Annotated in this window: 24 protein-coding genes and 1 pseudogene; 16 read left to right on the top strand and 9 right to left on the bottom strand. The window is 70.3% G+C overall.

Translation table 11 applies throughout. The features are described 5' to 3' along the window. Window positions 1-36: 36 nt before the first annotated feature. Window positions 37-681: a glutathione S-transferase gene (locus tag VEB62_RS11565; RefSeq protein ID WP_324799602.1), complete on the top strand. Its 645-nt coding sequence runs from the start codon at window positions 37-39 to the stop codon at window positions 679-681. A 190-nt stretch (window positions 682-871) separates the two neighbouring features. Here the strand turns inward: VEB62_RS11565 and VEB62_RS11560 are convergent, their stop codons facing one another. Both VEB62_RS11560 and VEB62_RS11555 read right to left on the bottom strand, forming a co-directional pair. Continuing rightward, window positions 872-2,566, bottom strand: a complete 1,695-nt coding sequence (locus VEB62_RS11560; RefSeq protein WP_324799601.1) for a lytic transglycosylase domain-containing protein — start codon at window positions 2,564-2,566, stop codon at window positions 872-874. A gap of 148 nt (window positions 2,567-2,714) precedes the next feature. Beyond that, complete coding sequence (locus VEB62_RS11555; RefSeq protein WP_324799599.1) at window positions 2,715-3,506, bottom strand: uracil-DNA glycosylase; 792 nt, start codon at window positions 3,504-3,506, stop codon at window positions 2,715-2,717. A gap of 201 nt (window positions 3,507-3,707) precedes the next feature. On the opposite strand from VEB62_RS11555, the gene VEB62_RS11550 reads away from it, so the two are divergent. From VEB62_RS11550 to VEB62_RS11530, 5 genes are all read left to right on the top strand, one after another. Then, window positions 3,708-5,363, top strand: coding sequence for an electron transfer flavoprotein-ubiquinone oxidoreductase (locus VEB62_RS11550; RefSeq protein WP_324799638.1), 1,656 nt, complete (start codon window positions 3,708-3,710; stop codon window positions 5,361-5,363). A gap of 57 nt (window positions 5,364-5,420) precedes the next feature. Further along, the gene (locus tag VEB62_RS11545) at window positions 5,421-7,247 is read left to right on the top strand and encodes a tetratricopeptide repeat protein (RefSeq protein ID WP_324799597.1); all 1,827 of its coding nucleotides are present in this window, start codon (window positions 5,421-5,423) and stop codon (window positions 7,245-7,247) included. A gap of 3 nt (window positions 7,248-7,250) precedes the next feature. After that, window positions 7,251-8,117 (top strand): 4-(cytidine 5'-diphospho)-2-C-methyl-D-erythritol kinase, encoded by an 867-nt coding sequence (locus VEB62_RS11540; protein WP_324799595.1) that lies wholly within the window; start codon window positions 7,251-7,253, stop codon window positions 8,115-8,117. Between the two features lie 213 nt (window positions 8,118-8,330). Beyond that, window positions 8,331-8,684, top strand: a complete 354-nt coding sequence (locus tag VEB62_RS11535) for a hypothetical protein (protein WP_324799594.1) — start codon at window positions 8,331-8,333, stop codon at window positions 8,682-8,684. A 98-nt stretch (window positions 8,685-8,782) separates the two neighbouring features. Beyond that, window positions 8,783-9,706 carry a hypothetical protein gene (locus tag VEB62_RS11530; RefSeq protein ID WP_324799591.1) on the top strand — a complete coding sequence of 308 codons (924 nt, stop codon included), beginning with the start codon at window positions 8,783-8,785 and terminating at the stop codon, window positions 9,704-9,706. Window positions 9,707-9,873: 167 nt separating this feature from the next. Here the strand turns inward: VEB62_RS11530 and VEB62_RS11525 are convergent, their stop codons facing one another. Then, entirely contained in the window at window positions 9,874-10,614 is a 741-nt protein-coding gene (locus VEB62_RS11525) for a polysaccharide deacetylase family protein (RefSeq protein WP_324799589.1), read from the bottom strand. Between the two features lie 253 nt (window positions 10,615-10,867). On the opposite strand from VEB62_RS11525, the gene VEB62_RS11520 reads away from it, so the two are divergent. The 3 genes from VEB62_RS11520 to glyS are packed head-to-tail and all read left to right on the top strand — an operon-like array spanning window position 10,868 to window position 14,576. Beyond that, complete coding sequence (locus tag VEB62_RS11520) at window positions 10,868-11,755, top strand: glycine--tRNA ligase subunit alpha (RefSeq protein ID WP_324799587.1); 888 nt, start codon at window positions 10,868-10,870, stop codon at window positions 11,753-11,755. Continuing rightward, the gene (locus VEB62_RS11515) at window positions 11,752-12,246 is read left to right on the top strand and encodes an endonuclease domain-containing protein (protein ID WP_324799584.1); all 495 of its coding nucleotides are present in this window, start codon (window positions 11,752-11,754) and stop codon (window positions 12,244-12,246) included. The genes VEB62_RS11520 and VEB62_RS11515 overlap by 4 nt, the downstream gene beginning before the upstream one ends. After that, window positions 12,246-14,576: a glycine--tRNA ligase subunit beta gene (glyS, locus tag VEB62_RS11510; protein ID WP_324799581.1), complete on the top strand. Its 2,331-nt coding sequence runs from the start codon at window positions 12,246-12,248 to the stop codon at window positions 14,574-14,576. The genes VEB62_RS11515 and glyS overlap by 1 nt, the downstream gene beginning before the upstream one ends. Before the next feature lie 207 nt (window positions 14,577-14,783). On the opposite strand, the gene VEB62_RS11505 is transcribed toward glyS, so the two are convergent. From VEB62_RS11505 to VEB62_RS11480, 6 genes are all read right to left on the bottom strand, one after another. Next, on the bottom strand, window positions 14,784-15,749 hold the full coding sequence (locus VEB62_RS11505; RefSeq protein ID WP_324799578.1) for a glycerophosphodiester phosphodiesterase family protein: 966 nt from the start codon (window positions 15,747-15,749) through the stop codon (window positions 14,784-14,786). Window positions 15,750-15,797: 48 nt separating this feature from the next. Continuing rightward, window positions 15,798-16,601 (bottom strand): inositol monophosphatase family protein, encoded by an 804-nt coding sequence (locus tag VEB62_RS11500; protein ID WP_324799576.1) that lies wholly within the window; start codon window positions 16,599-16,601, stop codon window positions 15,798-15,800. A gap of 114 nt (window positions 16,602-16,715) precedes the next feature. Beyond that, a complete protein-coding gene (efp, locus tag VEB62_RS11495; RefSeq protein ID WP_324799573.1) occupies window positions 16,716-17,282 on the bottom strand; it encodes an elongation factor P in 567 nt (188 codons plus the stop codon). A gap of 224 nt (window positions 17,283-17,506) precedes the next feature. Next, a complete protein-coding gene (locus VEB62_RS11490) occupies window positions 17,507-18,052 on the bottom strand; it encodes a TspO/MBR family protein (RefSeq protein WP_324799571.1) in 546 nt (181 codons plus the stop codon). 42 nt (window positions 18,053-18,094) lie between these two features. Further along, a complete protein-coding gene (gene bfr, locus VEB62_RS11485; protein WP_324799568.1) occupies window positions 18,095-18,595 on the bottom strand; it encodes a bacterioferritin in 501 nt (166 codons plus the stop codon). Window positions 18,596-18,754: 159 nt separating this feature from the next. After that, window positions 18,755-18,940 carry a (2Fe-2S)-binding protein gene (locus VEB62_RS11480; protein ID WP_324799565.1) on the bottom strand — a complete coding sequence of 62 codons (186 nt, stop codon included), beginning with the start codon at window positions 18,938-18,940 and terminating at the stop codon, window positions 18,755-18,757. Window positions 18,941-19,087: 147 nt separating this feature from the next. Between VEB62_RS11480 and VEB62_RS11475 the strand changes: the two genes are divergently transcribed. The 7 genes and pseudogenes from VEB62_RS11475 to VEB62_RS11445 form a co-directional block, all read left to right on the top strand. Then, entirely contained in the window at window positions 19,088-19,831 is a 744-nt protein-coding gene (locus VEB62_RS11475; protein WP_324799562.1) for a beta-propeller domain-containing protein, read from the top strand. Continuing rightward, window positions 19,734-21,074 carry a hypothetical protein gene (locus VEB62_RS11470; RefSeq protein WP_324799559.1) on the top strand — a complete coding sequence of 447 codons (1,341 nt, stop codon included), beginning with the start codon at window positions 19,734-19,736 and terminating at the stop codon, window positions 21,072-21,074. The genes VEB62_RS11475 and VEB62_RS11470 overlap by 98 nt, the downstream gene beginning before the upstream one ends. A gap of 31 nt (window positions 21,075-21,105) precedes the next feature. Beyond that, window positions 21,106-21,765 carry a thiamine phosphate synthase gene (gene thiE, locus VEB62_RS11465; RefSeq protein ID WP_324799557.1) on the top strand — a complete coding sequence of 220 codons (660 nt, stop codon included), beginning with the start codon at window positions 21,106-21,108 and terminating at the stop codon, window positions 21,763-21,765. Between the two features lie 77 nt (window positions 21,766-21,842). After that, window positions 21,843-23,534, top strand: a complete 1,692-nt coding sequence (locus tag VEB62_RS11460) for a sensor histidine kinase (RefSeq protein ID WP_324799555.1) — start codon at window positions 21,843-21,845, stop codon at window positions 23,532-23,534. Window positions 23,535-23,657: 123 nt separating this feature from the next. Then, window positions 23,658-25,079 carry a cytochrome ubiquinol oxidase subunit I gene (locus VEB62_RS11455; RefSeq protein WP_324799552.1) on the top strand — a complete coding sequence of 474 codons (1,422 nt, stop codon included), beginning with the start codon at window positions 23,658-23,660 and terminating at the stop codon, window positions 25,077-25,079. After that, the gene (cydB, locus tag VEB62_RS11450; RefSeq protein ID WP_324799549.1) at window positions 25,079-26,113 is read left to right on the top strand and encodes a cytochrome d ubiquinol oxidase subunit II; all 1,035 of its coding nucleotides are present in this window, start codon (window positions 25,079-25,081) and stop codon (window positions 26,111-26,113) included. The genes VEB62_RS11455 and cydB overlap by 1 nt, the downstream gene beginning before the upstream one ends. Window positions 26,114-26,273: 160 nt before the next feature. Continuing rightward, a pseudogene (locus tag VEB62_RS11445) lies at window positions 26,274-26,593 on the top strand (hypothetical protein); the annotation flags it as partial.

The following is a 26,593-nucleotide window of genomic DNA, read 5'->3' as shown; positions in this document are numbered from 1 at the left end:
CTATCGTACGGGCTCCCCCGGAACGGAGGGAGTCGCATGGAACTGATCATCGGGCCGCGCCTGTATTCGACCTGGTCGCTGCGCCCTTGGCTGGTGCTGAAGCGCTGCAAGGCCGACTTCACCGTGCGCGAGATCGACATCTATTCGCCCGCGGGTCAGGCCGAGCTGGAGCGCATCTCCCCCTCCCGCCTCGTGCCCCTGCTCAGGGTCGAGGGCGAGACGGTCTGGGATTCCATGGCCATTTCCGTCTGGTGCGCCGAACGCTATCCGGAGATCCGGCTGTGGCCGGCCGACGCCCACGCCCGCTGGCTGGCGCGCTCCGCCGCCTGCGAGATGCACGGCGGCTTCATGGCCCTGCGCACCGAGTGCGGCATGGGGCCGGACCACACCATGGTCGGCCCCGACCGCTCCCCGCCGCCCAAGGGCGAGGCCGTGGCGCGCGACATCCGCCGGATCGTCAGCCTGTGGATGGAGATGCGCGGCCGCTTCGGCGCCGGCGGGCCGTATCTGTTCGGCGAATGGACGGTCCCGGACGCCTTCTTCACCCCGGTGGCCACGCGGTTCCGGCATTTCCAGATCGATCTGGCGGCGCACGGCGACGACGGCTCGGCCGCGGCCTACCGCGACGCCCTGCTGGCCCAACCCGACTTTCTCGAGTGGTCGGCGGAAGCGCTGCGTTAACCGCGCGCCGGAACCCGGCCTTAAGACAACGCGGGTATGTCTGAACCCTCCAAAGCGCACAGGCGTTGAGGGTCAGCCATGTCGATGCACGCCCACCAGCCCCAAACCCGCCGGCCCAGCCTGATGGTCTATGGGCTGCTGATCGTGATCGCCTGCTGCCTTCCGGCCCTGCTGATCGCCGGGCTTTAGGTCAGGGCGCGCCGCTGGTCGCCGGCGCCGAGGCCACTTCCATCGGCTGGATCGGCGGGGGCGGCACATAGTCCAGCGCCAGCGGCACCAGGGTCGCGCCCGACGCCACGGCGTCCAGCGTGTTCAGCGGTCGGCCGTTGAGGCGCTGGTAGATCCAGTAGGCCGCCACGACCTTCTCCACATAATCCCGCGCCTGCGGCACATCGATGGTCTCGATCAGCAGCAGCGGATCGGCGTCGTGCCCCAGCTTGCGCACCGCCGTGACCATTGGTCCGGGCCCGGCGTTGTAGGACGCCGCCACCCTCAGCAGGTCGCCGTTGATGGCCGGCATGGCCATCACCTTCGTCACATAGGCCTGGCCCAGCCGGGCGTTGACGGCCGGATCGAACAGCCGGTCGGGATCGGATACGAAGACGCGGTCGTTGGCCAATTCCGCCGCCGTGGTCGGCATCACCTGCATCAGGCCGTAGGCGCCGACGGCCGAGCGCGCGCGGGGGTTGAAGTCGGTCTCCTTGCGCGCGATGGCGTAGACCAGCGAGCGTTCGATGGTGAAGCCGCCCTCCGGCGCGATCTCCGGCTGCGGATAGCGGTCGGCGTCGATTCGCCGCCCGTCGTCGCTGACGCCCATGACGCGCGGCCCGAGCGCGCGGCCCAGCGCCGCCCAGAGCTGCCGGCCCCGATCCGTCAGCGCCGAGCGCAGGCCGGTGCGGAGTTCGTCGCGGGCGTCCGTCCGCCGTCCGACCTCGTAATAGGCCACGGTGCGGCGGGCGCGGTCGTCGGAGCGGATGAAGGCGTCCAGGTCGTCGGCCTCGACCCCGAGCGGCTCGTCCGGCTGGTACACGGCGCGCTGGAACCCACCGGCGGGCTGGTACGGCGTCGGCCCCAGGTTCTCGATCGTCGGCTCCTCGCCGAGCTGGCGCAGGGCGATCTGGCCATAGAAGGTCGCCGGCCAGGCCCCCGCGCGGCGCAGCAGCGGCTGCACCCGGTCCTGCTGGCCCGAACGACCCGCCGCGCGGGCGGCCCAGAAAGCGGCCCCCGAACGCACCCAGCCGTCTTCGGTTGGATCGTCCAGCACCCGCTCGAAGGCGGTCGACGCCTTGCCGAAGTCGCCCAGGCGGTACTGGGCCAGCCCGACCACCCACCAGTCGCCGATCTGCTCGCCCAGGGTGACCGCGCCGGTCAGATCGTCGTGGTTCAGGGCGATGCGCGCCGCCTTGGTCGGATCGTCTTCCGAGGCTCCGCCGCCGGCCTGGACGACGCTGGACCAGGTCCGGCCGCTGACGCTGGAGGGCCGTTTCGGCTCGGGCGCGCCGTCCGGGCGCCGGCGCAGGGCCAGATTGTAGGCGCGGGGCGCGCACGGCAGGTCGGAATACTCCTCCAGCCAGGCCGCGAGCTCTTCATAGGTGGCCGAATAGTCGGCGTGGAACAGGCGTTCGAACTCGACCTGGCCCAGCAGCACGCGGTCGTTCGCCTGGCGGGCCGAGGCGCGGGCCGCCTCAAGGTCTCCGCGGCGCAGGGCGTCGAAGGCGGTGGTGTAGCTGAGGCGATCCGCCGGGCTCAGGGTCGACAGAACGCGACGGCCGCCTTCTTCCGCGTGCGAGGGCGCCGCGACCAGGGCCTGGGCGGCGCCCAGGGCGAGGGCGAACGCCAGAGCGGTCGTCGACGCAGAAAACGCGCGGCGGAAACTGATCGGCACTGAGGCGGCCCCCCTTGAAGCGTCATACGGATCGTCTCGACTCGATCCACCAGGCGCTGTTCGTTCGGTCGTCAGGCCAGAAAGGCGCCACCGCCCCGACCCATGTCAAGAAGTGACGTCTTTTTGGGGCAGTTTTGAGTCAGTCTCGTTAACGAGCTTCGCCGTCGAGCCGCGCGGCCAGCGACAGCATGTCGGCCCAGGCCTGCCGCTTGGCCATCGGTTGGCGCAGCAGGAAGGCGGGATGCAGGGTCGGCAGGGCCGGCGCGGAAACGCCGCCCTCGGCCAGCCGCCATTCGCGCCACTGACCCCTCAGCTTCATGATGCCCTCGTCGACGCCCAGCACCGCCTTGGACGCCGCCGCCCCGACCAGCAGCACCGCCCGGGGCTTCAGGAGGGCGAAGGCCCGTTCCACGAAGGGCGCGCACACCGCCTGCTCTGCCGGCGTCGGAGTGCGATTGCCGGGCGGCCGCCAGAACACGGTGTTGGTGATGAATACGCGTCCTTCCAGCCCCGCCTCGGCCAGCATCCGGTCCAGCAGCTTGCCGGCCTTGCCGACGAAGGGCTGTCCGCGCTCGTCCTCCTCCGCGCCCGGGCCCTCGCCGACGATCAGCACCTCGGCCTCGGGATTGCCGCGCGCGAACACCGACTGACGCGCCCCCAGCCCCCGCAGCGGGCAGCCCTCGAACGCCGCGATGGCCTGACCCAGCGCCTCCAGCGTTTCGGCCCCGGCGGCGAGCCGTCGCGCCTGGGACAGCGCGTCGGCCGCGTCGACCACCGGCGTCACGGCCGCGGTCGCCTTGACCACGGCCTTCAGCGCCGGGGGCGGCTCCACGTGCGTCCGGTCGACCGGCGCGTCGCCGTAACAGGCGTCGACCCCCGCGTCGCGCCAGAAGGCGAGCAGGCTTTCGGTCGCGGCGGTGGTCGGGCTGTGCGAAGTCATGGGCGGGCCGGCACAGGGATAGTCCTTGACCGCCCCGGCGTCACCTTCGGATAAGGCGTCACCCACAAGACCCTGCGGACGACGAGGATTTCAGCCATGGCCGAAGACGCTATCGAAGGCGGCGCGACGAACGCCTGGCAGGAAGCCGTGATCGACAAGCTGCCGCCCGCCGAGGCCCTCGCCGGAGTCGAGCGCGAGGTCATGGAGTACGACGTCGTCATCGTCGGCGGCGGCCCGGCCGGCCTCGCCGCCGCCATTCGCCTCAAGCAGCGGGCGGAAAAGGACGGCAAGGACGTCTCCGTCGCCGTGCTGGAAAAGAGCGCCGAGATCGGCGGCCACATCCTGTCGGGCGCGGTGATCGACCCCCGCGCCCTGACCGAGCTGTTTCCCGACTGGAAGGAACGGGGCGCCCCGCTGGAGACGCCGGTGACGAAGGACCGCTTCCTCATCCTCGGCCCGCAGGGCGTGGCCTCGCTGCCCATGTTCCTGCTGCCGCCGCTGATGCACAACGACGGCTGCTACATCGGCTCTCTCGGCAACCTGTGCCGCTGGCTCGGCGAGCAGGCCGAGGCGCTGGGCGTCGAGATCTACCCCGGCATGGCCGCCAGCCACGTGGTCTGGGATGAACCCACCGGACGCGTGAAGGGCGTCGTCGCCGGCGTCTTCGGCATCGACCGTCACGGCAAGCCGACCGGCGACTTCCAGCCCGGCATAGAGCTGCACGGCAAATACGTCTTTATCGCCGAGGGCGTCCGCGGCTCGCTGGCCAAGACCATCATGGCCCGCCACAACCTGTGCGACGCGGCCGAACCGCAGAAATTCGGCATCGGGATCAAGGAGCTGTGGCAGGTCCCCGCCGACAGGCACGAGCCCGGCCTGGTCCAGCACAGCACCGGCTGGCCGCTCGACGAATTCACCGGCGGCGGCAGCTTCATGTACCATTTCGGCGACCGCTACGTGTCGATCGGCTACGTCGTGCACCTGAACTACAGGAACCCGTGGCTGTCGCCCTTCGACGAGTTCCAGCGCTTCAAGCATCACCCCTCGATCGCCGAACATCTCGAGGGCGGAACCCGCATTTCCTACGGCGCCCGGGCCATCACCGAAGGCGGGTTCCAGTCGGTGCCGAAACTCAGCTTCCCCGGCGGGGTGCTGATCGGCTGTTCGGCCGGCTTCGTGAACGTCCCGCGCATCAAGGGCAGCCACAACGCCATGAAGACCGGCATGCTGGCCGCGGATGCGGCCTTTGACGCGGTGATGGCCGGACGGGCAGGGGACCAGCTGGTCGAATACCAGAGCGCCTACGAGAACAGCTGGGTCTACCAGGACCTAAAGCGGGTCCGGAACGCCAAGCCGCTGCTGACCCGCTGCGGCACCACCTTCGGCGGCGCGCTCGGCCTGTTCGACATGTGGTTCCAGACCCTGTTCGGCGGCTTCTCCCTGTTCGGGACCCTGAAGCACAAGAAGACCGACGCCGCCTCGACCGAGCCCGCCGCGAAGCACAGGCCGATCGTCTATCCGAAGCCGGACGGCGTGCTGTCGTTCGACAAACTGTCTTCGGTCTTCATCTCCAACACCAACCACGCCGAGGATCAGCCGGCCCATCTGAAGCTGCTGGACCCGTCGATCCCGATCCGCGTCAACCTGCCGAAATACGGCGAACCGGCCCGCCTCTACTGCCCCGCCGGCGTGTACGAGGTCGTCTATGGCGACGAGGCGGCCAAAACGGATCCACGCTTCGTGATCAACGCCCAGAACTGCGTCCACTGCAAAACCTGCGACATCAAGGATCCGTCGCAGAATATCATCTGGACCACGCCCGAAGGCGGCGGCGGACCCAACTACCCGAATATGTGACAGCGTCGTAAGCGAGAGGCCTTGCCGAGGCCGCATAATCCGGGAAGGGTTCGGGTCATGCGCCTCATATCCCTTCGCCTGCTCCTGACCGGTTGCGCCCTGCTGGCCCTCGCTGCGCCCGCCGCGGCCCAGGATGTTCCGCCCGCCGACCCGCCGCTGCCCGCCGGACCGGCGCAGGAGGCCCCGCCGACGATCGTCATCGAGCCGGAACCGGAGGTCGCGGCCCCGCCGGTCGAGCCGGCGGAGCCCGCCATTCCGGCGATCTGGGCCCCCGCCCCCGTCACGGCCGACGGCCAGTCCGCCTACGGCCTGTACCTGTCCGGCCGGGTCGCGAGCCTGAGGGGAGAACAGGCGACCGGCGCCGAACTCCTGGCCCGCAGCCAGGCCCTGACTCCTGAACAGCCGCGGCTCGGCAGCGAGGCCTTTCTGGCCAGCCTGTTCTCCGGCGATATCGACGCCGTGGTGCGGCTCGCCCCCTTCGTCGCGGACACCCCCCTGTATGCCGGGGCCGGACGCCTGGCCGCCGTCGTCCAGACCCTGCGCGACGGCGACGGCCGGGCGGCCCTGGCCCTGATGCGGGGCGAACCGTTCCCCGATCCCTACGGCCCGGTCACCACCTACCTGCTGCCTTCGGTGGCCGCCGCCGGCGGCGACTGGGACACGGCGCTCCAGCCGGTCCGTGCGCCCACGACCGAGACCGCCGGGCTGGTGCTGCGCGACCAGCGAGCCCAGCTCCTGGAGATCCGCCGCCGGTTCGCCGAGGCCGACGCCGAATACCAGGCGTTGCTGGCGATCCCGGACGGCGCGCGGCTGTTCCGCGTCCACTACGGCGCCTTCCTCGAACGGCAGGGCCGGCGTGACGAGGCGGTGGCGATGTATGCGGCGGCGCTCTCGGGCGACGCCCCGGATCCCCGCGCCCTCGCCGCCGGTCGCCGCATGCATGACGGAGGTCGGCCGCCGGCCGCGCCGACGCCGCGCGAGATCGCCTCGGACGCCCTCTCTTTCGCCGCCATGGAGACCAGCCAGGTCGACGTGCATGAGCTCTCGGCCATCTACCTGCGTCTCGCCGAAAGCCTGAATCCCGAGGACTCCATCACCCTGCGGCTGGCCGAGAGCCTCGCCGCGGCGAAACAGTCCGCGGCCGCGCGCGCGGCCTTCGCCCGGGTCGGGGCGGCCAATCCGATCATCTACGCCAGCGCCCAGCTGGGTCTCGGCGCCAGCCTGGCGGGCGAGAGCCTCCATGATGAGGCGCTCCAGGCCTTCCTCCGCGCCGACGCCGCCGCGCCGGACCAGGTGGTCGTCTCGCGTCTGCTGGCCAACCAGTATTTCAACCTCGAACGCTACGAGGAGGCGCTCGCCGTCCTCAACCGCCCGACCGTGAACACGGCGCGGCAGTCGGTCGAGGTCCGCTTCGACCGCGGCCGGACCCTGGAGCGCCTTGGCCGGATCGAGGAGGCCGAGGCTGAACTCTGGACCGCCCTTCAGATGGCGCCGGACAATCCGGTGCTTCTGAACCATCTCGGCTATCTGTGGGTCGACAGCGGCCGCCGCGTCGAACAGGGCGCAGAGATGATCGCCCGCGCCTTCGCCGCCGATCCGCGCAACGCCAATGTCCAGGACTCCCTGGGATGGGCCCAGTACCGCCGGGGGCAGTACGAGATCGCCGTCGAGACGCTCGAACAGGCCGTCGCCAAACAGCCCGCCAACGCCGAGATCAACGATCATCTGGGCGACGCCTACTGGCAGGTCGGCCGCCGCCGCGAGGCTGGCTGGCAGTGGAACCGCGTGCTGACGCTGGAGCCGGAACCGGAACGCCGGGCCGAGGTCGAACAGAAGCTGGCCACGGGATTGCCGGGCCCGACCGTGTCCGGCAGCCAGCCCTGAGGCATGGCCGCGCGCTCGGCCCTCGCCCCGGCCAAGATCAACCTGTTCCTCCATGTCGGACCGGTCGACGGCGCCGGCTACCATCCACTTTCCAGCCTCGTCGCCTTCGCCGACGTCGGCGACCGGATCACGGTTGAGACCTCGGACCGCCTGTCGCTGACCGTCGGAGGCGATTTCGCCGACGGTCTGACGGGACCGGGGGACAATCTGGTTCTGAAGGCCCTGCGCGCCCTCGGCGAGACGGCCGGGATCGGCGATCCGCCGCTGGCCGTCACCCTCGACAAACGCCTGCCGATCGCGGCCGGTCTCGGCGGCGGCTCGTCCGACGCGGGCGCGGCGCTCAAGCTCGCCCGGGACGGTCTCGGGCTCGACCTCGACGACGACGCCCTGGCCGGGGTCGCCGCGACCGTCGGCGCCGACGGACCCATGTGCCTGCACGCGCGCACCGCCTGGGCCGGAGGCCGTGGCGATCGTCTGACGTTCGAGCCCCGCCTGCCCCGCCTCGCCGCCCTGCTGATCAATCCGGGCGTCGCCTCCCCGACGGGCGAGGTCTATCGCGCCTATGACGCGGGGCCGGTCGCCGCCGCTGACCGCCCGCCGCCGCCGCCCTCCTGGGAGGTTCCGGCGGTGATCGACTGGCTGGCCGGGCGGCGCAACGATCTGCAGGCGCCCGCGATCGCCCGCGCCTCCCGGATCGCCGATGTCATCGCCGCCGCGACGGCCCTGCCGGGGGTGCGACTGGTCCGTATGTCGGGCTCGGGCGCCACCGTCTTCGCCCTGTTCGAAACCGCCGCCGAAGCCGCCGCCGCCGAGGCCGCGCTGTCGGCCGCCCGCCCGGGCTGGTGGATCAGGGCCACGAGCCTGGGTTAGGGACCCTTCAGGCTTCGCGCCCTTCCTCCATGTATTGTGAAGCTCGGGCGTCGTGGGTTTGGGACATTCAAAAGCTTCTGGGTGGTGTCCCGGAGACATTCGGCGAACATGGAACTCTGAACGGCGTCACGGTTTCATTGTTGCGGATTCCCACTTCATGACCGCGCCCGATCTTACGTTGCGGTCGATCGCAAGAGGAAAAGGGATACTGTCATGCTTCGGGTACAACTTCTCATGGCCGTGGCTGTGACGGCCGTGCTGGCCGCCCCGGCCGCCATCGCCCAGACCCCGCCCCAGACTCCACCCCCCGCGGAGGACGAGGCCCCGATGCCTCCTCCGGCGCCTCCGGCCCCGCCGACCGCTTCGGCCCAATCGGCCGCTCCGGCCTCCGCGGTTCCGCCCGGCGCGGTCACCCGTCCCGCCCGGCCGGGTGATACCGCCCCGAACGGACAGCAGCCCGCGACGGTGATCATCATCTCGTCGCCGCCGGTCCGCAATCCGACCGACGGCCAGATCGACGACTTCGAGGACCCGGGCAACCCGGCCGCGACGCCGCGACCGAACTGATCGGCCCGATGCGTTGACGAGGCGGCGGCTCCGGTCCGCCGTCTTTCATCGTCCGGGCCTTTAACGGTCGGCCAACCGCTGTTGTGTACGCTGGCGGCATGGAAACGCTCTCGCCCGCCCATATCGCCGCCTTCGAGGCCGTTCTGGCCCGGGTTTCTCCGGACGATCGCGTCCGTCTGCACGCGCTCAAGGACGCCGCCGCCGACGCGGCGGCCGCCTCCGCGCCACACTGGGATTTCGACCAGCCGGGTCACCGGGCGGAAGAGGCGCTGCAGGCGGCCTTCGGCCCCGCCCTCACCGACGACCACCGCCGCGCCCTCGTCGCCCTCTGGGCGCTGGAGATGCCGGCCCGCGTTCCCGCCGCCGACCTTCCGCCGGCGGTGATGGAGTTGTATCCGGAGTGGATCGGCCGTCTCGCCGACTTCCTGAGCGCCGCCGCCGATCCCTACGACCGCGACTTCTGGGCCAAGGACGTGCGCATCTCGCTGGTCCTCAGCGTCCCCGGGGCCCGCACCCAGATGATCGACCTGTCATCGCCGATGGGCCCGGGCCAGGTGCTGCGCCACGCCCGCGAGGGCTGGGGCTGGTCGGTGATCCCCGCCTACGCCGCCGCCCAGGCCTGGAAGCCGTGGCTGGAGGTGCATACCGAGAGCCGCGAACTGTCCGATTTCAACGAGGCCGGCTGGGACCGCGCCTGGGCCACCGCCGCCGAAATCCTCAAACGCCGCCCCGAGATGGCCGGCATGCTGGGGTCGTCGTGGTTCTACGACCCGCCGCTCGAGCAGATCAGTCCGCGCCTGGCCTACCTGCGGGTCAATCCGCTCAGGCACGGCGCCTTCATGATCCACCAGGGCCCCGGCGACATCCACACCCAGCGCGCCGCGACCAGCTCCCCGACCCGCGCCGCCCTGATCGAAAAGGGCGAATACACCGCCCGCTCGTGGATCGTCGCATGGCCGCGCGCCGCGCTGATCCGGTGGGCGGATGCGCGCAAGGCGGCGGAGATGAGGGAGGCGGCGTAACCCCTTCCTGCTTTCGTCATCCCGGACAAGCCGCGCAGCGGCGCGATCCGGGACCCAGCGGCGCCGTAGCGCAGCGAAGGCGAAAAGATGGATGAAGCGGCGCTCCCGACAGGTTCGCGCTCACGCGCGCCGCCGGGTTCCGGGTGCGCCCGGAATGACGATAGCGATCAGGGGTGGGTCACCACCGCCCACGCCGCGCTCACCGGCAACACATCCAGCCCCGCCGCCTTCGCCAGCCGCAGCACCCGGTCGAGGTCGTCCGGCGTGCAGCCGTAGTCCGTCGGCCGGTCGGACACGTCGTGGCCGTAGGCGGTCAGCCAGCCCTTCGCCGCCGCCGCCTCGGCCATCAGCCCCTCCAGGTCGTACCCGGGCAACCGCCGGCTCTCCAGTCCGATCGACCGGATCAGGGCCCGGTCCTCTCGCCCGGCGTTGATCCCGTCGCGCACGCCCCGGCCCAGCGCGAACCGCTCGCGCACCACCCGCTTCGCCCCCACGGTCGCGTCCCCGAACGGCCAGGCGAAGGTCGTCATCCGGTACCCGTCCAGCCGCTCCGCCACCCAGGCCGCGTTGGCGTCGAGGCTCAGCCGCAGCGCCTCTGCGTCCATCCTCAGCGCGCTGGTGTGTCCGAAGGTATGGCAGCCGACCTCGTGCCCCGCCGCGTGCAGCGCCTGCAAATGCTCCACCCGGAACTGGTCGCGGTCCATGTTCACGCCGCCGGCCAGACCGCCGCAGACGTAATAGGTGGCTTTCACCCCATGCTCCGCCAGCACCGGTCCGGCCTCGGTCCAGGCGGTGACCGGGATGTCGTCGAAGCTCAACGAGAACACGCCCGTGGACGGCGCAATCGTCACGGCCTCCACGTCGAGATAGCGCGCGGCCCGCCGGCGCATCTGGTCGATCTGCTTCATGGGGCAGGCTTTACCAGCCTTGCCTTAAGACTCCCCTTCCCCTCGAGGGGGAAGGGGTTGGGGGATGGGGTGGGGGCAGGATGTGTGGAGAGCTGGCGCATGAGGCGTCTTACGTCCGAGCCCATCCGCGCCCTCCAACCGCCGCCATCCTGCCTCCACCCCACCCAACCCTCCCCATCGAGGGGAGGGCTTTTCCGTGGGACCTTCGCCGTCTAGGGTCCGCGGCCTTCTTCCCCGGACGAAAAAGCCCGCCGTGACCACCGAACCGCTCGCCTTCCAGGACCTGATCCTGACGCTTCACAAATACTGGGGCGATCAGGGCTGCGCGATCCTCCAGCCCTATGACATCGAGGTCGGCGCCGGCACCCTGCACCCCGCCACCGTGCTGCGCGCCCTCGGCCCGCGCCCGTGGAAGGCCGCCTACGTCCAGCCCAGCCGCCGCCCCGGCGATGGCCGCTACGGCGAAAATCCCAATAGATTACAACACTATTACCAGTACCAAGTGATTTTAAAACCAAACCCGGATGACCTGCAGGCGCTGTATCTGGGGTCGCTGGCGGCGATCGGGATCGATCCGAAGCTGCATGACATCCGCTTCGTCGAGGACGACTGGGAGAACCCCACGGTCGGCGCCTGGGGGCTCGGCTGGGAGGTCTGGTGCGACGGCATGGAGGTGACCCAGTTCACCTATTTCCAGGGCGTCGGCGGCATCGAGGTCGACGTCGTCTCGGGCGAGCTGACCTACGGCCTGGAGCGTCTGGCCATGTATGTCCAGGGCGTCGACAACGTCTATGATCTCAAGTTCACCAAAGAGGGCCTGACCTACGGCGAGGTCTTCCTCGAGAACGAGCGCCAGCAATCCGAGGCCAACTTCCACGGCTACGACGTCGACGGGCTGAAGCGCCGGTTCGAGGACATGGTCGCCGAGGTCTCGCGCCTGCTGGCCATGAAGGGCCCGCAGGACCAGGCGCTGGTCCTGCCCGCCTACGACCAGGTCCTCAAGGCCTCCCATCTGTTCAACCTGATGGACGCCCGCGGGGCCATCGCCGTGGCCGAGCGCCAGAGCTACATCGGGCGGATCCGCGACCTGTGCAAGGCCTGCGCGACGGAGTGGGTCGAACAGGAACGCCAAAGAGCATGACCACAGACGATCGCCACATCGCCCCCTTCCCCCTGGAGGGGGGAAGGGCCGGGGATGGGGGTGGCGGCCTGTCCGCGCCGCGCGATCGCCGGCGTGTGGCGCCCGGCGGCATCGACCGGGCCCGCCGTCTGCGCCGCGACCAGACTTTCGCTGAACGCCTCCTGTGGGAGGCCCTGCGCAAGAGGAAGATGAACTTTCGTCGTCAGGCGCCCATCGGTCGGTTCGTCGCCGACTTCGTTCATTTCGCTTCCAGCCTGGTCATCGAGATCGACGGCTACTTCCACGACCTGCCGGAACGCCAGATCGCTGATGCCGCCCGCACCCGCTGGCTCAATGAAAACGGCTACCGTGTCGTCCGCTTCCCCGAGAAGCAGGTCCGCGACGACCTCATGGCCGTGGTCGAACAGATCGTAGCGGCGACGGCGCCACCCCCATCCCCAACCCTTCCCCCCTCCAGGGGGAAGGGAGCTCCACGGTACGACGTCCGATAATGCCCCAACTCCTCCTCGAACTGTTCTCGGAAGAGATCCCCGCCCGCATGCAGCAGGGCGCGGCGCGCGACCTCGAGCGCATGGCCACGGACCGCCTCAAGGCGGCCGGCCTGACGTACGACGCCCTGACCGCCTACGCGGGCCCACGCCGTCTGACCCTCGTCGTCGAGGGCCTGCCCGCCGCCACGCCCGACCGCGAGGAGGAGCTCAAGGGCCCCCGCGCCAACGCGCCCGAACAGGCGCTGGACGGCTTCCTGCGCAAGACCGGCCTGACCCGCGACCAGCTCACCGAGCGCGACGGCGTCCTGTTCGCCGTGATCAGCAGCAAGGGCCGGGCGACCGCCGAACTGATTCCCGACATGGTCGACCAGATCGTGCGGACCTTCCCGTGGCCCAAGTCGATGCGCTGGGGCTCAGGCGCGCTGCGCTGGGTGCGCCCGCTCAAGCGGATCGTCGCCCTGTTCGACGGCCATGTGGTTCCGTTCGACATCGACGGGATCCGCAGTGGCGACACGACCGAGGGCCACCGCTTCCTCGGCTCCGGCAAGCCTTTCGCGGTGAAGGACTTCGCCGACTATCGCCATCGGCTGGAGCGCGAGTTCGTCCTCCTCGACGTCGCCGACCGCAAGCTGCGCATCCTCGAGGCGGCCCGCGCCGTCTGCCACGACCGGGGCCTGGCCCTCGTCGACGATGACGGCCTGCTCGACGAGGTCGCCGGTCTCGCCGAATGGCCGACTCCCATCCTCGGCGACATGGACCCGCAGTTCCTCGACCTGCCGCCCGAGGTGGTCCGGCTGTCGATGAAGGTGCACCAGAAATATTTCGCCGTGCGCGACCCCGCGAAGCACGGCCTCGCCCCGCATTTCGTGGTCGTCGCCAACGTCGAGGCCTCGGACGGCGGCGCGGCCCTGGCCGCCGGCAACAGCCGCGTCCTCTCCGCCCGCCTGAACGACGCCCGCTTCTTCTGGGATGAGGACCTCAAGACCGGCTTCGACGCCTGGCTGAAGAAGCTCGAGGGCGTCACCTTCCACGCCAAACTGGGCACGATGGCCGAACGCGTCGACCGCATCGCCGCCCTGGCCCGCGAGATCGCCCCCCTGGTCGGCGCCGACCCGGATCAGGCCGAGCAGGCAGCGCGGCTTTCGAAAGCGGATCTGGCCAGCGCCATGGTCGGGGAATTTCCCGAGCTACAGGGCGTGATGGGCGGCTATTACGCGAAAGCCCTTCCCCTCGAGGGGGAAGGGTTGGGATGGGGTGGAGGCACATCGCCTCAGGACATGGCGCAGGAGGCGTCGTCGCCCGACCGCCCGAGCCCATCCGCGCCCGCCGACCAGCAGTCTGCCTCCACCCCACCCAACCCTCCCCCTCGAGGGGAGGGCTATCGAGAGGCGTTGGCCGCCGCAATCCGCGACCACTACAAGCCGCAGGGCCCCGCCGACACCGTCCCGACCGCGCCCCTGACCGTCGCCGTCGCGCTGGCCGACAAGCTCGACACCCTCGTCGGCTTCTTCGCCATCGACGAGAAGCCGACCGGCTCGAAGGACCCGTTCGCGTTGCGGCGGGCGGCGCTGGGCGTGATCCGGCTGGTGCTGGAGAATGAGGTGCGGGCACCGCTTGGTCTGGTGGCGTTCGGTGGCTTGTTCGGTCTTACCAACGTCAGCCGGACACTGGATGTGCTGCATCGGTTCGAAGACGGCGGCGTGTCGACTTCAGGTGTCGCCACCGCGAAGGAACTGGAAGCGGATCAGGTCACGGGCCTTCAACTCGTCGCGGGCGGGGGCGACCTCCCGGCCCCGCAATCGATCGTCTCGGACCTCCTCGCCTTCTTCGCCGACCGCCTGAAGGTCCTCCTCCGCGACCAGGGCAAGCGTCACGACCTCGTCGACGCCGTGTTCGCGCTCGGCGACGACGACCTCGTCCGCATCGTGCGGCGGGTCGAGGCGCTCGACGCCTTCCTCGCCACCGACGACGGAGCCAATCTGCTGGCCGGCTACAAGCGCGCCTCAAACATCCTCAAGGCCGAGGAGAAGAAGGGCCCCGTGCCCGAGGGCATGGTCGAGACCGGCCTGCCCGGCCAGCCGGCCGAGGAGACCGCCCTGGCCTTCGCCGCCGCCGCCGCCGCCACCGCCGTTGACGCGGCGCTGGAGGCCGAGGACTTCGCCGCCGCCATGCAGGCGCTCGCCGCCCTGCGCGCCCCGGTCGACGCCTTCTTCACCGCCGTGCTGGTCAATTCCGACGTGCCGGCGGAACGCGACAACCGTTTGAAATTGCTGGGACAAGTCCGCGCGGTCATGGGTCGGGTGGCGGACTTCGGCCAGATCGCGGGGTAGGCGGCCGACGTCGCTCTTTCTGCTTTCGTCATTCCGGGCGAAGGCTCGCGCAGCGAGCCGCAGACCCGGAACCCGGCGGCGCCGCGACGGCGGCGAAACACCGGGTTCGGAAGGCGCGCAGTAGTGCTCCCGACAGGTTCGCGCTCGCGCGCGCCGCCGGGTTCCGGGTCTCCGCTGCGCTTCGCCCGGAATGACGAAAGCAGGGAGCTATTCCCTCGCCAGCCCCGGCTGATCCATAAACGCCGCGTCCAGCCCGTGCCCCGCGAACCGGGCCAACCGCTCGCGCAGCCGCCCGTGCGCCGCCGGATCCCCGCCGATCCGGTCGATCTCCGGCAGGAACAGGTTTTCGGCCCGGAAGGTCCAGCCGGCGACCTTCAGCCCCGCCGCATGGGCGTCGGCGATCAGGGCCGAGGCCTTCCCCGGGCGGGGCTCGATCAGGGCCGTGTCGGCGCCGATCCAGTCCGCATAGACCGCCACCTCCGCCAGCCCTTCCGGCGTGCACATCGCCGCCCAGGTCAGGTCGGGCCGGTCCGCCGGCCCGCCGCCCGCCGCGACCAGTTGCAGCAGGGGCGCATCGATCCGCGCCCGCAGCCGCCGCAGCGTCCCGACCTCGAAACACTGCACCAGCACTGCCGCCTCCGTCCCGGTCAGCCCCCGCCGTTCCAGCGCCGCCACGAAGGCGTCCTCCATCGGCAGGCCCGCCGCGGCGAAATACGAGGGATGCTTCAGCTCCGGCGCCACCCCGATGACCCGGCCCGTCCGCGCCGAGCCCGCACGCGCGATCTCCAGCACCTCGTCGAAGGTCAGCACCGGCTCCCGCCCGTCGAAGGCCGTGTTGGCGGGGCGCAGCGCCGGCAGGCGCTCGCGGGCGCGCAGGGTCTTCAGCTCGGCGAGGGTGAAGTCCTCGGTGAACCAGCCCTCGGTGGTCCAGCCGTCGATGGTTTTCGCGGCGCGCCGGTCCGCGAACTCCGGATGGTCCGCCACGTCAGTGGTCCCGCCGATCTCGTTCTCATGCCGGACCACCAGCGCGCCGTCGCGGGTCATGACCAGATCGGGCTCGATCAAGTCCGCGCCCTGGTCGACGGCCAGCTCATAGGCCGCGCGCGTGTGCTCGGGGCGTTCGCCGGAGGCGCCGCGATGGGCGATGATCAGCGGAGCCGTCCGACGCGTCATGCCGCCAGCATGATCCGGATCACGCCCCGGCGACAGGGCCCGGACGGACTACCCGCGCAGCACCTTGCGCAGTTGCGGGTGCAGGTCGCTGTTCGAGGCCAGGATCTGGCCGCCCGTCATCGGGTCGCCGTCCTCGTCGATGGTGGTGACCACGCCGCCCGCCTCGGTGACGAACAGGATGCCCGCCGCCACGTCCCACGGCTGCAGATTGCGTTCGTAATAGGCGTCGTACCGCCCCGCCGCGACCCAGGCGAAGTCCAGCGCCGCCGAGCCCAGACGGCGGATGCCCGCCACCCGCTGGCCGATGGCGTGGATGTCCTTGATGGCCTGCGCGTGCCCCGGTTTGCCGATGAACGGCAGGCCGGTGGCGATCAGGCTCTCCGACAGATTCTTGCGCCCCGCGACGCGGATGCGCTGGTCGTTGAGGTAGCAGCCCTTGCCCTTCTCGGCCCAGAACAGCTCGTTCATGACCGGGTTGTAGGTCACCCCCGCGACGATCTCGGAATGGCCGTCCGGCGCGGTCCGCTGCAGCCCCACGGTGATGGCGAAGTGCGGCATGGCGTGCATGAAGTTGGTGGTGCCGTCGATCGGGTCGACGATCCACATGTGCGACTTGTCGGTGCCTTCGATCAGCCCGCGCTCCTCGCCGAGGAAGCCGTAGCCGGGGCGGGACTTCATCAGCAGTTCGTACAGGGTGTCCTCGGCCCGGATGTCGGCCGCGGTGACGAAGTCGCCCGGTCCCTTGCGCGACACCTGCAGCTGGGCGACCTCGCCGAAGTCGCGCAGCATCGGCCGGGCGGTCTTGCGGACCGCGTCGATCATGACGGAAACGAGGGCGGAGGCGAGGGCCATGGGGATCTCCTGGTCCGAAAGTCCTTCAAGGGCCCCCATTTCTGGAGCGCCCCGGACAGTCGGAGAAGGTCATGGAGGCGCAGGATCGCGCCTCCGGTGGTGCCGTCGGTCGGCCTATTCGGCGCGGCGGACGTATTCGCCGGTGGTGGTGTCGACGACGATCTTCTCGCCGACGCCCATGTAGGGCGGGATCATGATGCGCACGCCGTTGTTGGCGATCGCCGGCTTGTAGGACGACGAGGCCGTCTGGCCCTTCACCGTGGGCTCGGTCTCGACGACTTCCAGGTTGACCTGGTCCGGCAGGGTCAGGCCGATCGGGCGGTCGTCGTGCATCTCGATGACGACCTTCATGCCCTCCTGCAGATAGGGGATGCGGTCTTCGCCGACCCAGTCCTTCTGCAGTTCGATCTGCTCGTAGTTGCTGTCGTCCATGAACACCAGGCTGTCGCCGCCGTCATAGAGGTACGAGAAGTCCTTCTGCTCCAGCGTCACGCGCTCGACCTTGTCCTCGGACCGGAAGCGTTCGTTCAGCTTGTTGCCGGTCTCGAGGTTCTTGGCCTCGACGTTGGCGAAGGCGCCGCCCTTGCCCGGCTTGACGTGGCTGGCCTTGGTGACGACCCAGAGGCCGCCGTTCACTTGCAGGACCATGCCGGGCTTGATGGTGTTGCCGTTGATCTTCATCGCTGTCTCGGAAGGGAGTGGGCGCAGCCTGCGATGGCGCGCGAACGGGCGCAGTCCCTAGAGGATGAAGGGGCATCCGGCAAGGCGCGGCGACCATGCCACCGCTATCGTCATCCTCCGGCAAGGCGCTTAAGCGCCGCGACCGGGGGACCCAGCGGCGCCGAAGGCGACCTTTGCAGGTCGGCGGAGGATGACGATAGCAGAAAGAGGGCGGCGGCCGCCCTTCAGTGCACCGTCGGCCGGCCGTCGGCCCTCTTCTGCACCATGTTCGCCAGATGCACGCTGCCGCCGCTCGGCGCGGCCAGCTTGCCGGCCCGGGCGTCCAGCTTGCGCGCCTCGTGGGCGAAGGCGGCCGCCAGTCCCGCCGACGACATGGCCGCCGCGATCTGCATGGTGCGGCTGGCCGGGCGCAGCGCAATCCACACCGCGTTCAGCGCCTGCGCCCCGGCCCACAGGGTCATGGCCACGGTCCGTTCGCGGGCGGGCGGGGCGTTCCACACCCGCACCGCCGACAGGGTGGTGACCGAGAACACCGCGGGCAGGATCAGGCTCAGCGGCCCGCGCGGCCGCTCGGTGATGGGCGCGTCGTCGTCGGCCAGGTATTGCGGCCGGGGCCGCACGGCCCGGGTGGCGAAGGCCGTCGCCGCCAGGGCGAAGCCGACTGTCAGCGCCACGCCGATCAGCACATGGCCGGGATGCCGGTCCCCGGCGTTGAGGAAGTCCGTCGCCGCCTCGCGCGCGTCTTCCAGGGCGTTGTCGATGCTGGCCATGCCGAACCCTCCTGTCGGGACCGGAATGGGCGGGGAGGGGGCTCAGTTCCCGGTGGCGCTCTTGTCCGGCGCGATCTCGGTCATGGCCGACTGCAGGTAGTTCTGCTCGCCCAGTTGTTCGATCAGCTTGTGCTGCGCCTCGAGGAAGTCGATGTGCTCCTCGGTGTCGGCGAGGATCTCGGTCAGGATCTGGCGGCTGATGAAGTCCGAACCCGCCTCGCACTGGGCGATGCCGGCCAGCAGGGTGTCGCGTCCGCCCAGTTCCAGCGACAGGTCCGCGCCCAGGCATTCGACCGCGCTCTCGCCGATCTTCAGCTTGTGCAGGTCCTGCAGGTTGGGCAGGCCGTCGAGGAACAGCACCCGCTTGATCAGCTTGTCGGCGTGTTTCATCTCGCCGATCGACTCGTCGTAGATGATCTGGCCGAGGTGCTTCAGGCCCCAGCTCTCGAACATCCGGGCGTGCAGGAAGTACTGGTTGACCGCCGTCAGCTCGTTGGTCAGCACCGCATTGAGGGTGCGGATGATCGCGGGATCGCCCTTCATCGTCGTTCTTCCGTCCGCGGGTGCGTCCGTCGGCCTGACGGTCTGAATCACGCGCGCCTGTCAGCCGTCAATTAACACGGAATCAGGCCTTGTGTTCACCTGCGAACACTTCTCAGTACATTGAAAATGCGAATGAATCTCCCCTTGGCGGGGAGGGGCCTATTCCGCCGCGAGGGCGAAGGCCTGGCGGTTCTGCTGGATCATCTCGCGCATCTCGCAGACGCATTTGGCGCACTGGGCCGTGCACTGGTGGCGCACGAAGACGTCGCGCGGACGCGTCGCGCCCGCCTCGATGGCCGAGGCGACGTCACGCTTGCGAAGGCCGTTGCAGTTGCAGACGTACAAGGGGCGAACCCGCGAGAGATTGCGAATGGTTCGCTATAGCAGCAGAGCCGCGGCGAATGCAAGTCGTTCGCAGCGTGGCCGTCAGGTTTCGATGGTTGTGGACCCTAACCGCGTCTGCTCAGCTTGTTTCCAAGCAGGGAGCGCGCGATGTCCGGGAACAAGGCGTGGGGAAGGGCGGCGTTCGGGGCGGTCATCGCCGCCGTCGGCCTGTGGGGCGCGAACGCCGGTGCGGCGGCCCAGACACCTGACGAGGGCCTGAGCCCGTTCCGCTCCGAGGCGCAACTCCGCAGCTTTCTGCAATCCCGCGTCCATGACGGCCGCGAGTTGGCTTATCCATATGAGCCCTCACCGCCTCCCCTGGTCGTCCCGCCGCCGCCGCCGGCGCCGATGATGGCGCTGCCCGCGCCCGCGGCCGCGATGAATGACGGGGCGTCGTTGCAGGTCGAGGAGATCGTCCTCACCGGCAGCCGCGCCGCCGAACCTTCCATCACCAACACCCAGGTGGTCGGCGTCGACGAGGGCGGCATCGTCAAGGTGCACGGCGATCATCTCGTCATTCTGCGCCGCGGCCGGCTGTTCACCGTCTCAACCGCCGGCGGCGGCCTGCGGCCGGTGGATGCGATCAACGCCTACCCACCCGAAGCCGACGCCAGCGGCGACTGGTACGACGAGATGCTCGTCTCCGGCGATCAGGTGGTCGTCATCGGCTACAGCTACGGCCGCGGCGGGACCGAGGTCAGCCGTTTCCGCATTTCGATGGACGGTCGCCTGAACCTTCCGCGACGCGTACCACATGCGCTCCAACGACTATTATTCCTCGCGCAACTACGCCTCGCGCCTGATCGGCGACCAGCTGGTCCTCTATGCGCCGCTGGACATCGCCTGGCATGACGATCCCCTCGACATGCTGCCGGGCGTGCGCCGCTGGACGGGTGACGCGGGCGCGCCGTTCAAACGGATCGCGGGTCCGCGAGAGGTCTTCATCGCGCCGCAGCTCCGGCGTTCCGAGGACGGCGAGATCGAGGCCCTGCACACGGTCAGCCGCTGCGATCTGACCGCGCCGGAGCTGACCTGCGAGGCGACGGTGGTCCTGGGCCCCGAGGGGCGGACCTTCTACGTCTCGTCAGAGGCCGTTTATCTGTGGACCGCCGACGCTTGGCGGTCGTGGCAGGAGAACGCCCGCGACGGCGTGGCGGAGTCCTCGCTCTACCGGATCCCGCTGAACGGCTCGCGTCCGCAGGCGGTGCTCACGCGCGGCGCACCGATGGATCAGTTCTCATTCCGCGAGGACCTCGAGCACGACCTGATCGAGGTCGTGGTGTTCTCGGAAGGCGGCGGCGACGAGATGTGGCGGCCGGAGTTCACCGACGGCGCTCCCGCCTTGCTGCGTCTGCCTCTTGGCCGGTTCGGAAACGGTTCGCGCGAGGCGCCGGCCCGCGACTACCGCTTCCTGCCCGACCTTCCCGGAGACGGCGAAAGCCACAACCGCTTCGTCGGCGACCATCTGCTGCTCAGCAGCGATGCGTGGAGCTATGAGGCCGGGACCAGCACCAGCTCCGTCATGGTCGTGCCGGTGGCGGGCGGACGGATCGAGACCTTCCCCTTCGCCGAGCCGGTGACCCGTCTGGAAGCCATCGGCGCCGACGCGCTCATCGTGTCCGGCGACGACGAGGTGGCCTTCACCACCGTCGACCTGTCGGGCAGACCTCGTCTCGCCGACCGCTACGTCGCCCAGGCCGCGGGCGAGTCCGAGAGCCGCAGCCACGGCTTCTTCTATCGCCCCGATCCGGGCAGCCGCGACGGCGCCTCCGGCACGCTGGGCCTGCCTGTCAACCGCGCGGTCTCCGGTCGCCACGACTATCTGTTCAGCAGCGCCGCCGACATGCTGTTCCTGCGCCGCGAGGCGCGTCGGCTGTCGCCCCTCGGCCGCCTCGTGTCGCAGGCGGACGGCGCGGTGGACGACGCCTGCGTGGCCTCCTGCGCCGACTGGTACGGCAACGCCCGGCCCATCTTCCTGCGTGGCCGCGTCTTCGCCTTGCTGGGCTACGAATTGGTCGAGGGCCGGCTCGAGGCGGGCGGCGTGCGCGAAATCGGCCGCGTGAACTTCGCCCCGGCGCCGAGACCCGGGGATTGACGCACGGTCGCCGCCGCCGCACTTCCCCGGCATGGCCAAAGAACCCGTCGTCCCGCCGCGCCCGCCCTGCCGGCTGTATCTGATCACCCCGCCGCGGATCGCGGACCTGACCGTCTTCGCGGCCGATCTGGAGGCTGCCCTGGCCGCCGGCGACGTGGCCGCCCTGCAGATCCGTCTCAAGCCGGCCGATGACGCCGCCATCCTGGCCGCGGTCGAAGCCCTGGCCCCGATCGCCCGCGCCCGCGGGGTCGCGGTGATTCTCAACGACCGGCCCGACCTGGCCGCGCGATCCGGGTGCGACGGGGTGCATCTGGGCCAGTCCGACGCCTCCCTGGCCGAGGCGCGGCGGCTGATGGGTCCGGAGGCGATGATCGGCGTGACCTGCCATGACAGCCGCGAACTGGCCATGGATGCGGCCGAGGCGGGGGCCGACTACGTCGCCTTCGGGGCCTTCTTCCCCACCACGACCAAGGAAACCCACCATCGGCCCGACCCCGAGATCCTGACCATCTGGCAGGAGACGGTCGAGATTCCCTGCGTCGCCATCGGCGGAATCACGCCCGCCAACGCCGGCGATCTGGCGCGGGCGGGGGCGGATTTCGTCGCCGTCAGTTCCGCCGTCTGGAACCGCCCCGAAGGGCCCGCGGCGGCGGTGCGGGCGTTCAACCAGGCGCTCGCCGCGAGCGGCTGACCTTCAGGGGATATTAGTAAGCCGTGGGCTAAGGACACCGGAAGACAAGGCCGCCTTGCCCCGGAATCGAAATGCTCATGAGCCGCGCGCTCGATCCATCCGAACCGGTTGCGGCCCCCGAGGCCGCACCGAAGCCGCGCCCGGATGCGCCGATCGTCATCAACGGCGCCGCGGCCTTCTTCCGGGAGCCGCTGGCCCCGATCTTCACCGCCATGGCCGTGCTGGTCCTGGTCGTGCTGTGCATCCATTTCGCCCGCACCGCCGGCCTCGTCGCCGCCCTCTGGGGCGCGGGCGGCCTCGCCGTCGCGGTCTGGCTCAGGAACGCGCGCGGGCCGTCCTACGACCTCTGTTTCGGCGGACTGCTGGCGACCGGCATCGCCGCCGGCGAGCTGCTGGCGGGCAACTCCTACACGCTCAGCGCGATGTTCACCGTCATCAACATGATCGAGATCGGTGGGGCCGTCTGGCTGGCCCGACGATTCGCGCCGACCCTCAACCTGGCGACGGTCGAGGGCGCCTGCCGATTCCTGCTCAGCGCGGCCGTGATCGCCCCCATCCCCGCCGCCGCGATCACCGCGGGCGCCCTGTACATGATCAACGGCGCCGACGTCCTGCACTCCTTCCAGACCTGGTGGTTCGGGCACGCCCTCGGCATCGCCGTGATCGGCTCCTTCGGCCTCTCCCTGACCCGGCGCCACCTGGTCATGCTGCGCAATCCCTTCCGGGCGGCCGAAGCCGTCGCGCTGCTGGCCCTGCTGGCGGTGGTCTGCGCCGGCGTCTTCTTCCAGTCGCAGGTTCAGGCCGGTTTCGTCGTCGTTCCGATGCTGATCCTGTTCGCGGCGCGGTTCCGCGTGCTCGGCGTCGCCGCGGCGCTGGTGATCGTCGCGATCACCGCCGTCGGAGGCGCCATGATGGGACGGGGTCCGTTCATCACGGCCGGTCCGGCCCTCGCCGATCAGGCGCTTCTGGCCCAGCTGATGGTTCTGCTCGGCTGCATGCCGATCCTGCTGGTCGCCTCGCTGCTGGAGGAGCGGGACCGGCTGTCCGACCGGGCCAAGGCCGGTCAGCTGCGGGCCGAACAGGCCTCCGAGGCGAAGTCGCGCCTGCTCGCCAACGTCGCCCATGAGATCAAGAGCCCCATCGGCGGCGTCATCGGCATCGGCGAGCTGTGGAAGACCGGACAACTGGGACCGGTCAACCCGACCCAGGCCGAGATGGCCGAGATGCTGGTCAAGACGGCCCGTCAGGTGGAGGCCCTCGCCCATGACCTGCTGGACGTCGCGCGCGCGGAGTCCGGGGCGGTCAAGGTCGAGCTGCGCCCGACGGACGTCCCCGGCGTGCTCGAGGACGTGCGCCGCGCCACCGCCCTTCGGCCGGAGGCCGCCAGCATCCGCATGCATGTGGTCAGCGAGGGCGACGGCCTGATCGCCCTGGCCGATTCCCAGCGGCTCACCCAGGTGATTTCCAATCTGGCGTCGAACGCCGTCAAATACGGCGGGGCCGGCGGGCTGGTCGTCTTCCGCGCCAGCAGGATCTACGACGGCGTCCGCATCGAGGTCATCGATCGCGGTCCCGGCCTGTCGCCCGAGAAGCAGGCCCAGCTGTTCGAGCCGTTCAACCGGCTTGGCCTCGAGCGGTCCACGGTCGAGGGCCACGGCATCGGCCTGGCCCTGGCCAAACGGCTGGTCGAATTGCAGGGCGGTACGATCGGGGTGGTCTCCACCCCCGGCGAGGGCGCCGCCTTCTGGGTCGAACTCCCCGCCGCCTGACAGAACCGCCTGACGGACCCTTTCCCGGTTTGCGGCGTTCCGACGCGCGACGGAAGGCGCGTCGACCGGGCGCTGCCGTGGGTGTAGCCCGCGGTCAGCCAAGGGCATTCACAGGGGTCCGCCGTGGAATTCGATGCGCTGCTGCTGTCGCGACTGCAGTTCGCCTTCACCATCGCCTTCCACATCCTGTTCCCGGCCTTCACCATCGGCCTGGCGGCCTTCCTCGCCGTGCTCGAGGGCCTGTGGCTCTGGACGAAGCGGGACGCCTTCAAGGTGCTCTACCTGTTCTGGGTCAAGATCTTCGCCCTCAGCTTCGGCATGGGCGTCGTCTCCGGCGTGGTGCTCAGCTACCAGTTCGGCACCAACTGGTCCGAGTTCATCCGCCTGACCGGCGGCGTCATCGGGCCGCTGCTGGCCTATGAGGTGCTGACCGCCTTCTTCCTCGAGGCGTCCTTCCTCGGGGTCATGCTGTTCGGCTGGAAGAAGGTCGGGCCGCGCCTGCACTTCCTCGCCACCGTGCTCGTCGCCGTCGGCACCACCATCTCGGCCTTCTGGATCCTGTCCGCCAACAGCTGGATGCAGACGCCGCAGGGCTTCGAGATCATGGCTGACGGCCGGTTCCAGGCGACCGACTACTGGCAGGTCATCTTCAATCCCAGCTTCCCGTCCCGGCTCACGCACATGCTGCTGGCGGCCTTCCTGACCACCGGCCTGGTGGTCGGCGCCGCCTCGGCGTACCGGGTGCTGAAGGAACGCGCCGGACCGCCCGTCGCGGGCTGGACCGAAAGCCGCATCTCTCTGGTCATGGCCCTCGGCCTGATCGCGGTCCTCGCCCCGCTGCAGCTCCTTGCCGGCCACTGGTCGGGCGAGGTGGCGCACGAATATCAGCCGTCGAAACTGGCCGCCATCGAGGGCTACTGGGAGAGCCGCGCCGACCAGCCGCTGGTGCTGTTCGGCATTCCCGACCGCGAGGCGCAGACGAACCATCTGGAGGTGGCCCTTCCCGGCGTCGGCAACTGGATCCAGAACGTGCCGAGGGACGAGGTCATCCAGGGCCTCGACGCGGTCCCGCGCGAGGACCAGCCGCCGCCCTTCATCCCCTTCTTCGGCTTCCGCGTCATGGTGGGCCTCGGCCTGCTGATGATCCTGCTCGGCGGGGTCGGCGCCGTGCTGCTCTGGCGCCGGCGTCTGTTCGAGAGCCGCTGGTTCCTGCGCTTCTGCGTCGCCATGGGGCCGGCCGGCTTCATCGCCGTCCTCGCCGGCTGGATGGTCACCGAGGTCGGGCGCCAGCCCTGGGTCGTCTACGGCGTCCTGCGCACCCGCGACGCCCTCTCGCCGGTCACCGCCGGCGAGGTGGCCACCAGCCTGATCGCCTACATGATCGTCTACGCCATCGTCTTCAGCGCCGGGGCGATCTTCATCCTGCGGCTGATGGCCGAGGGACCCGTGGCCGCCCTGGCCGAGCCCGCGCCGCCCCAGGACCGCGCGCCGGGCTCGCCTCTGGCCAGGGCGCCGGAAAACACCACGCCGGGGGAGGGCGGATGATGCTCGACCTGCAGCTGATCTGGGCCGGCCTGATCGCCGTGGCGGTCCTGCTCTACGTCACCCTCGACGGCTTCGATCTCGGCGTCGGCATCCTGTTTCCCTTCGCGCGGTCGAAGGAGGAGCGCGATGTGATGATGAACACCATCGCCCCGGTCTGGGACGGCAACGAGACCTGGCTGGTGCTGGGCGGCGGCGGGCTGCTCGCCGCCTTCCCGCTGGCCTATTCCGTGCTGATGCCCGCCCTCTACCTGCCGGTCCTGCTGATGCTGGCCGGTCTGATCCTCCGGGGCGTGGCCTTCGAGTTCCGCTTCCGGGCCCGCAACCGGGGCCGCAAATTCTGGACCCAGATGTTCGCCGGCGGCTCGATCCTGACGGCGGTGGCCCAGGGCCTGATCCTCGGCGGCTTCATCCAGGGCGTCACGGTCGAGAACCAGCGCTTCGCCGGCGGGACCTTCGACTGGCTGACGCCCTACACCCTGCTGGTCGCGGCCGGCGTCGTGGCCGGCTACGCCCTGCTCGGCGGCGCCTGGCTGATGATGAAGACGACCGACAATCTTCACGGCGACGCCAGGCGCTGGACCCTGGCCGCCGCCGCCGCGGTCGGCGCGCTTCTGGCGGCCGTCAGCGTCGCCACCCTGTTCGTCCACCCGCGCATCGCGGAGCGGTGGGGGTTCGGCGCCGGCGGGAGCCTGACCGTCGACTGGAGCGTGCTGACGCCCCTGCTGCTCATTCCCGCGCTCGGCCTGGCGGGTCTGGCGCTCGTGGCCGTCATGGCCCGGCGCGGCTCGCACCGCTGGCCCTTCGCCGGCGCCTTGGCGGTCTTCCTGTCCGGCTACATGGGCCTGGCGGCCAGCTTCATGCCGACCATCGTCCCCTACGACATCGACTTCCGGCAGGCGGCGGCGCCGGACAACGCCCTGGGCCTGATGCTGGTCGGCACGTCGGTCATCCTGCCGCTGATCCTGGCCTACACCGGCTGGGTCTACTGGGTTTTCCGCGGCAAGATCAGCGAGGAGACCGGCTATCATCATTAGACCCGTCCCTCCGCCCGGGCCGGGCGCCGAGCCGGGGCCGCTGTGGAGGCGGCTGGCCTGGTTCTTTGGCCTCGCCGCCGCGGCCGCGACGGTGACGGCGGTCGTCGCCTGGGGGCTCAGGGCCTTGCCGTTCGCGGGCTGAAGGGAGAAGGTCGACGCCATGAAAAGAACCGTCCTCACCGCCGCCGCCGTCCTGCTTGCCGGGACCGCCTCCGTCCCGGCCCCCGCCCGGGCGGCGCCGCAGACTCCGCCGGCGTCCACGCGTCCCGCCACCGATCTGACCCGGGACCTGAACAGCGGCCCGCCGACCATCGCCGAATACCTGGCCCGGCCGGTGACGCCGGAGCCCGCCCCGGCGACGACGCCCGCGCCCGCCCCGACCCCCGCCCCCGCGACGCCCCGCCCGGCGCCCGTCCGAGCGACAACGGCGCCCACGCCGGCGCCGGCGCCCGTCCGACCGACGACCGCACCCGTGACGAC

Origin of the sequence: Brevundimonas sp. (genome assembly GCF_035626975.1) — a bacterium.
Classification (GTDB): domain Bacteria; phylum Pseudomonadota; class Alphaproteobacteria; order Caulobacterales; family Caulobacteraceae; genus Brevundimonas.
Note: the sequence above shows the minus strand (reverse complement) of the source record. Positions and strands in the feature narration are given on the sequence as shown.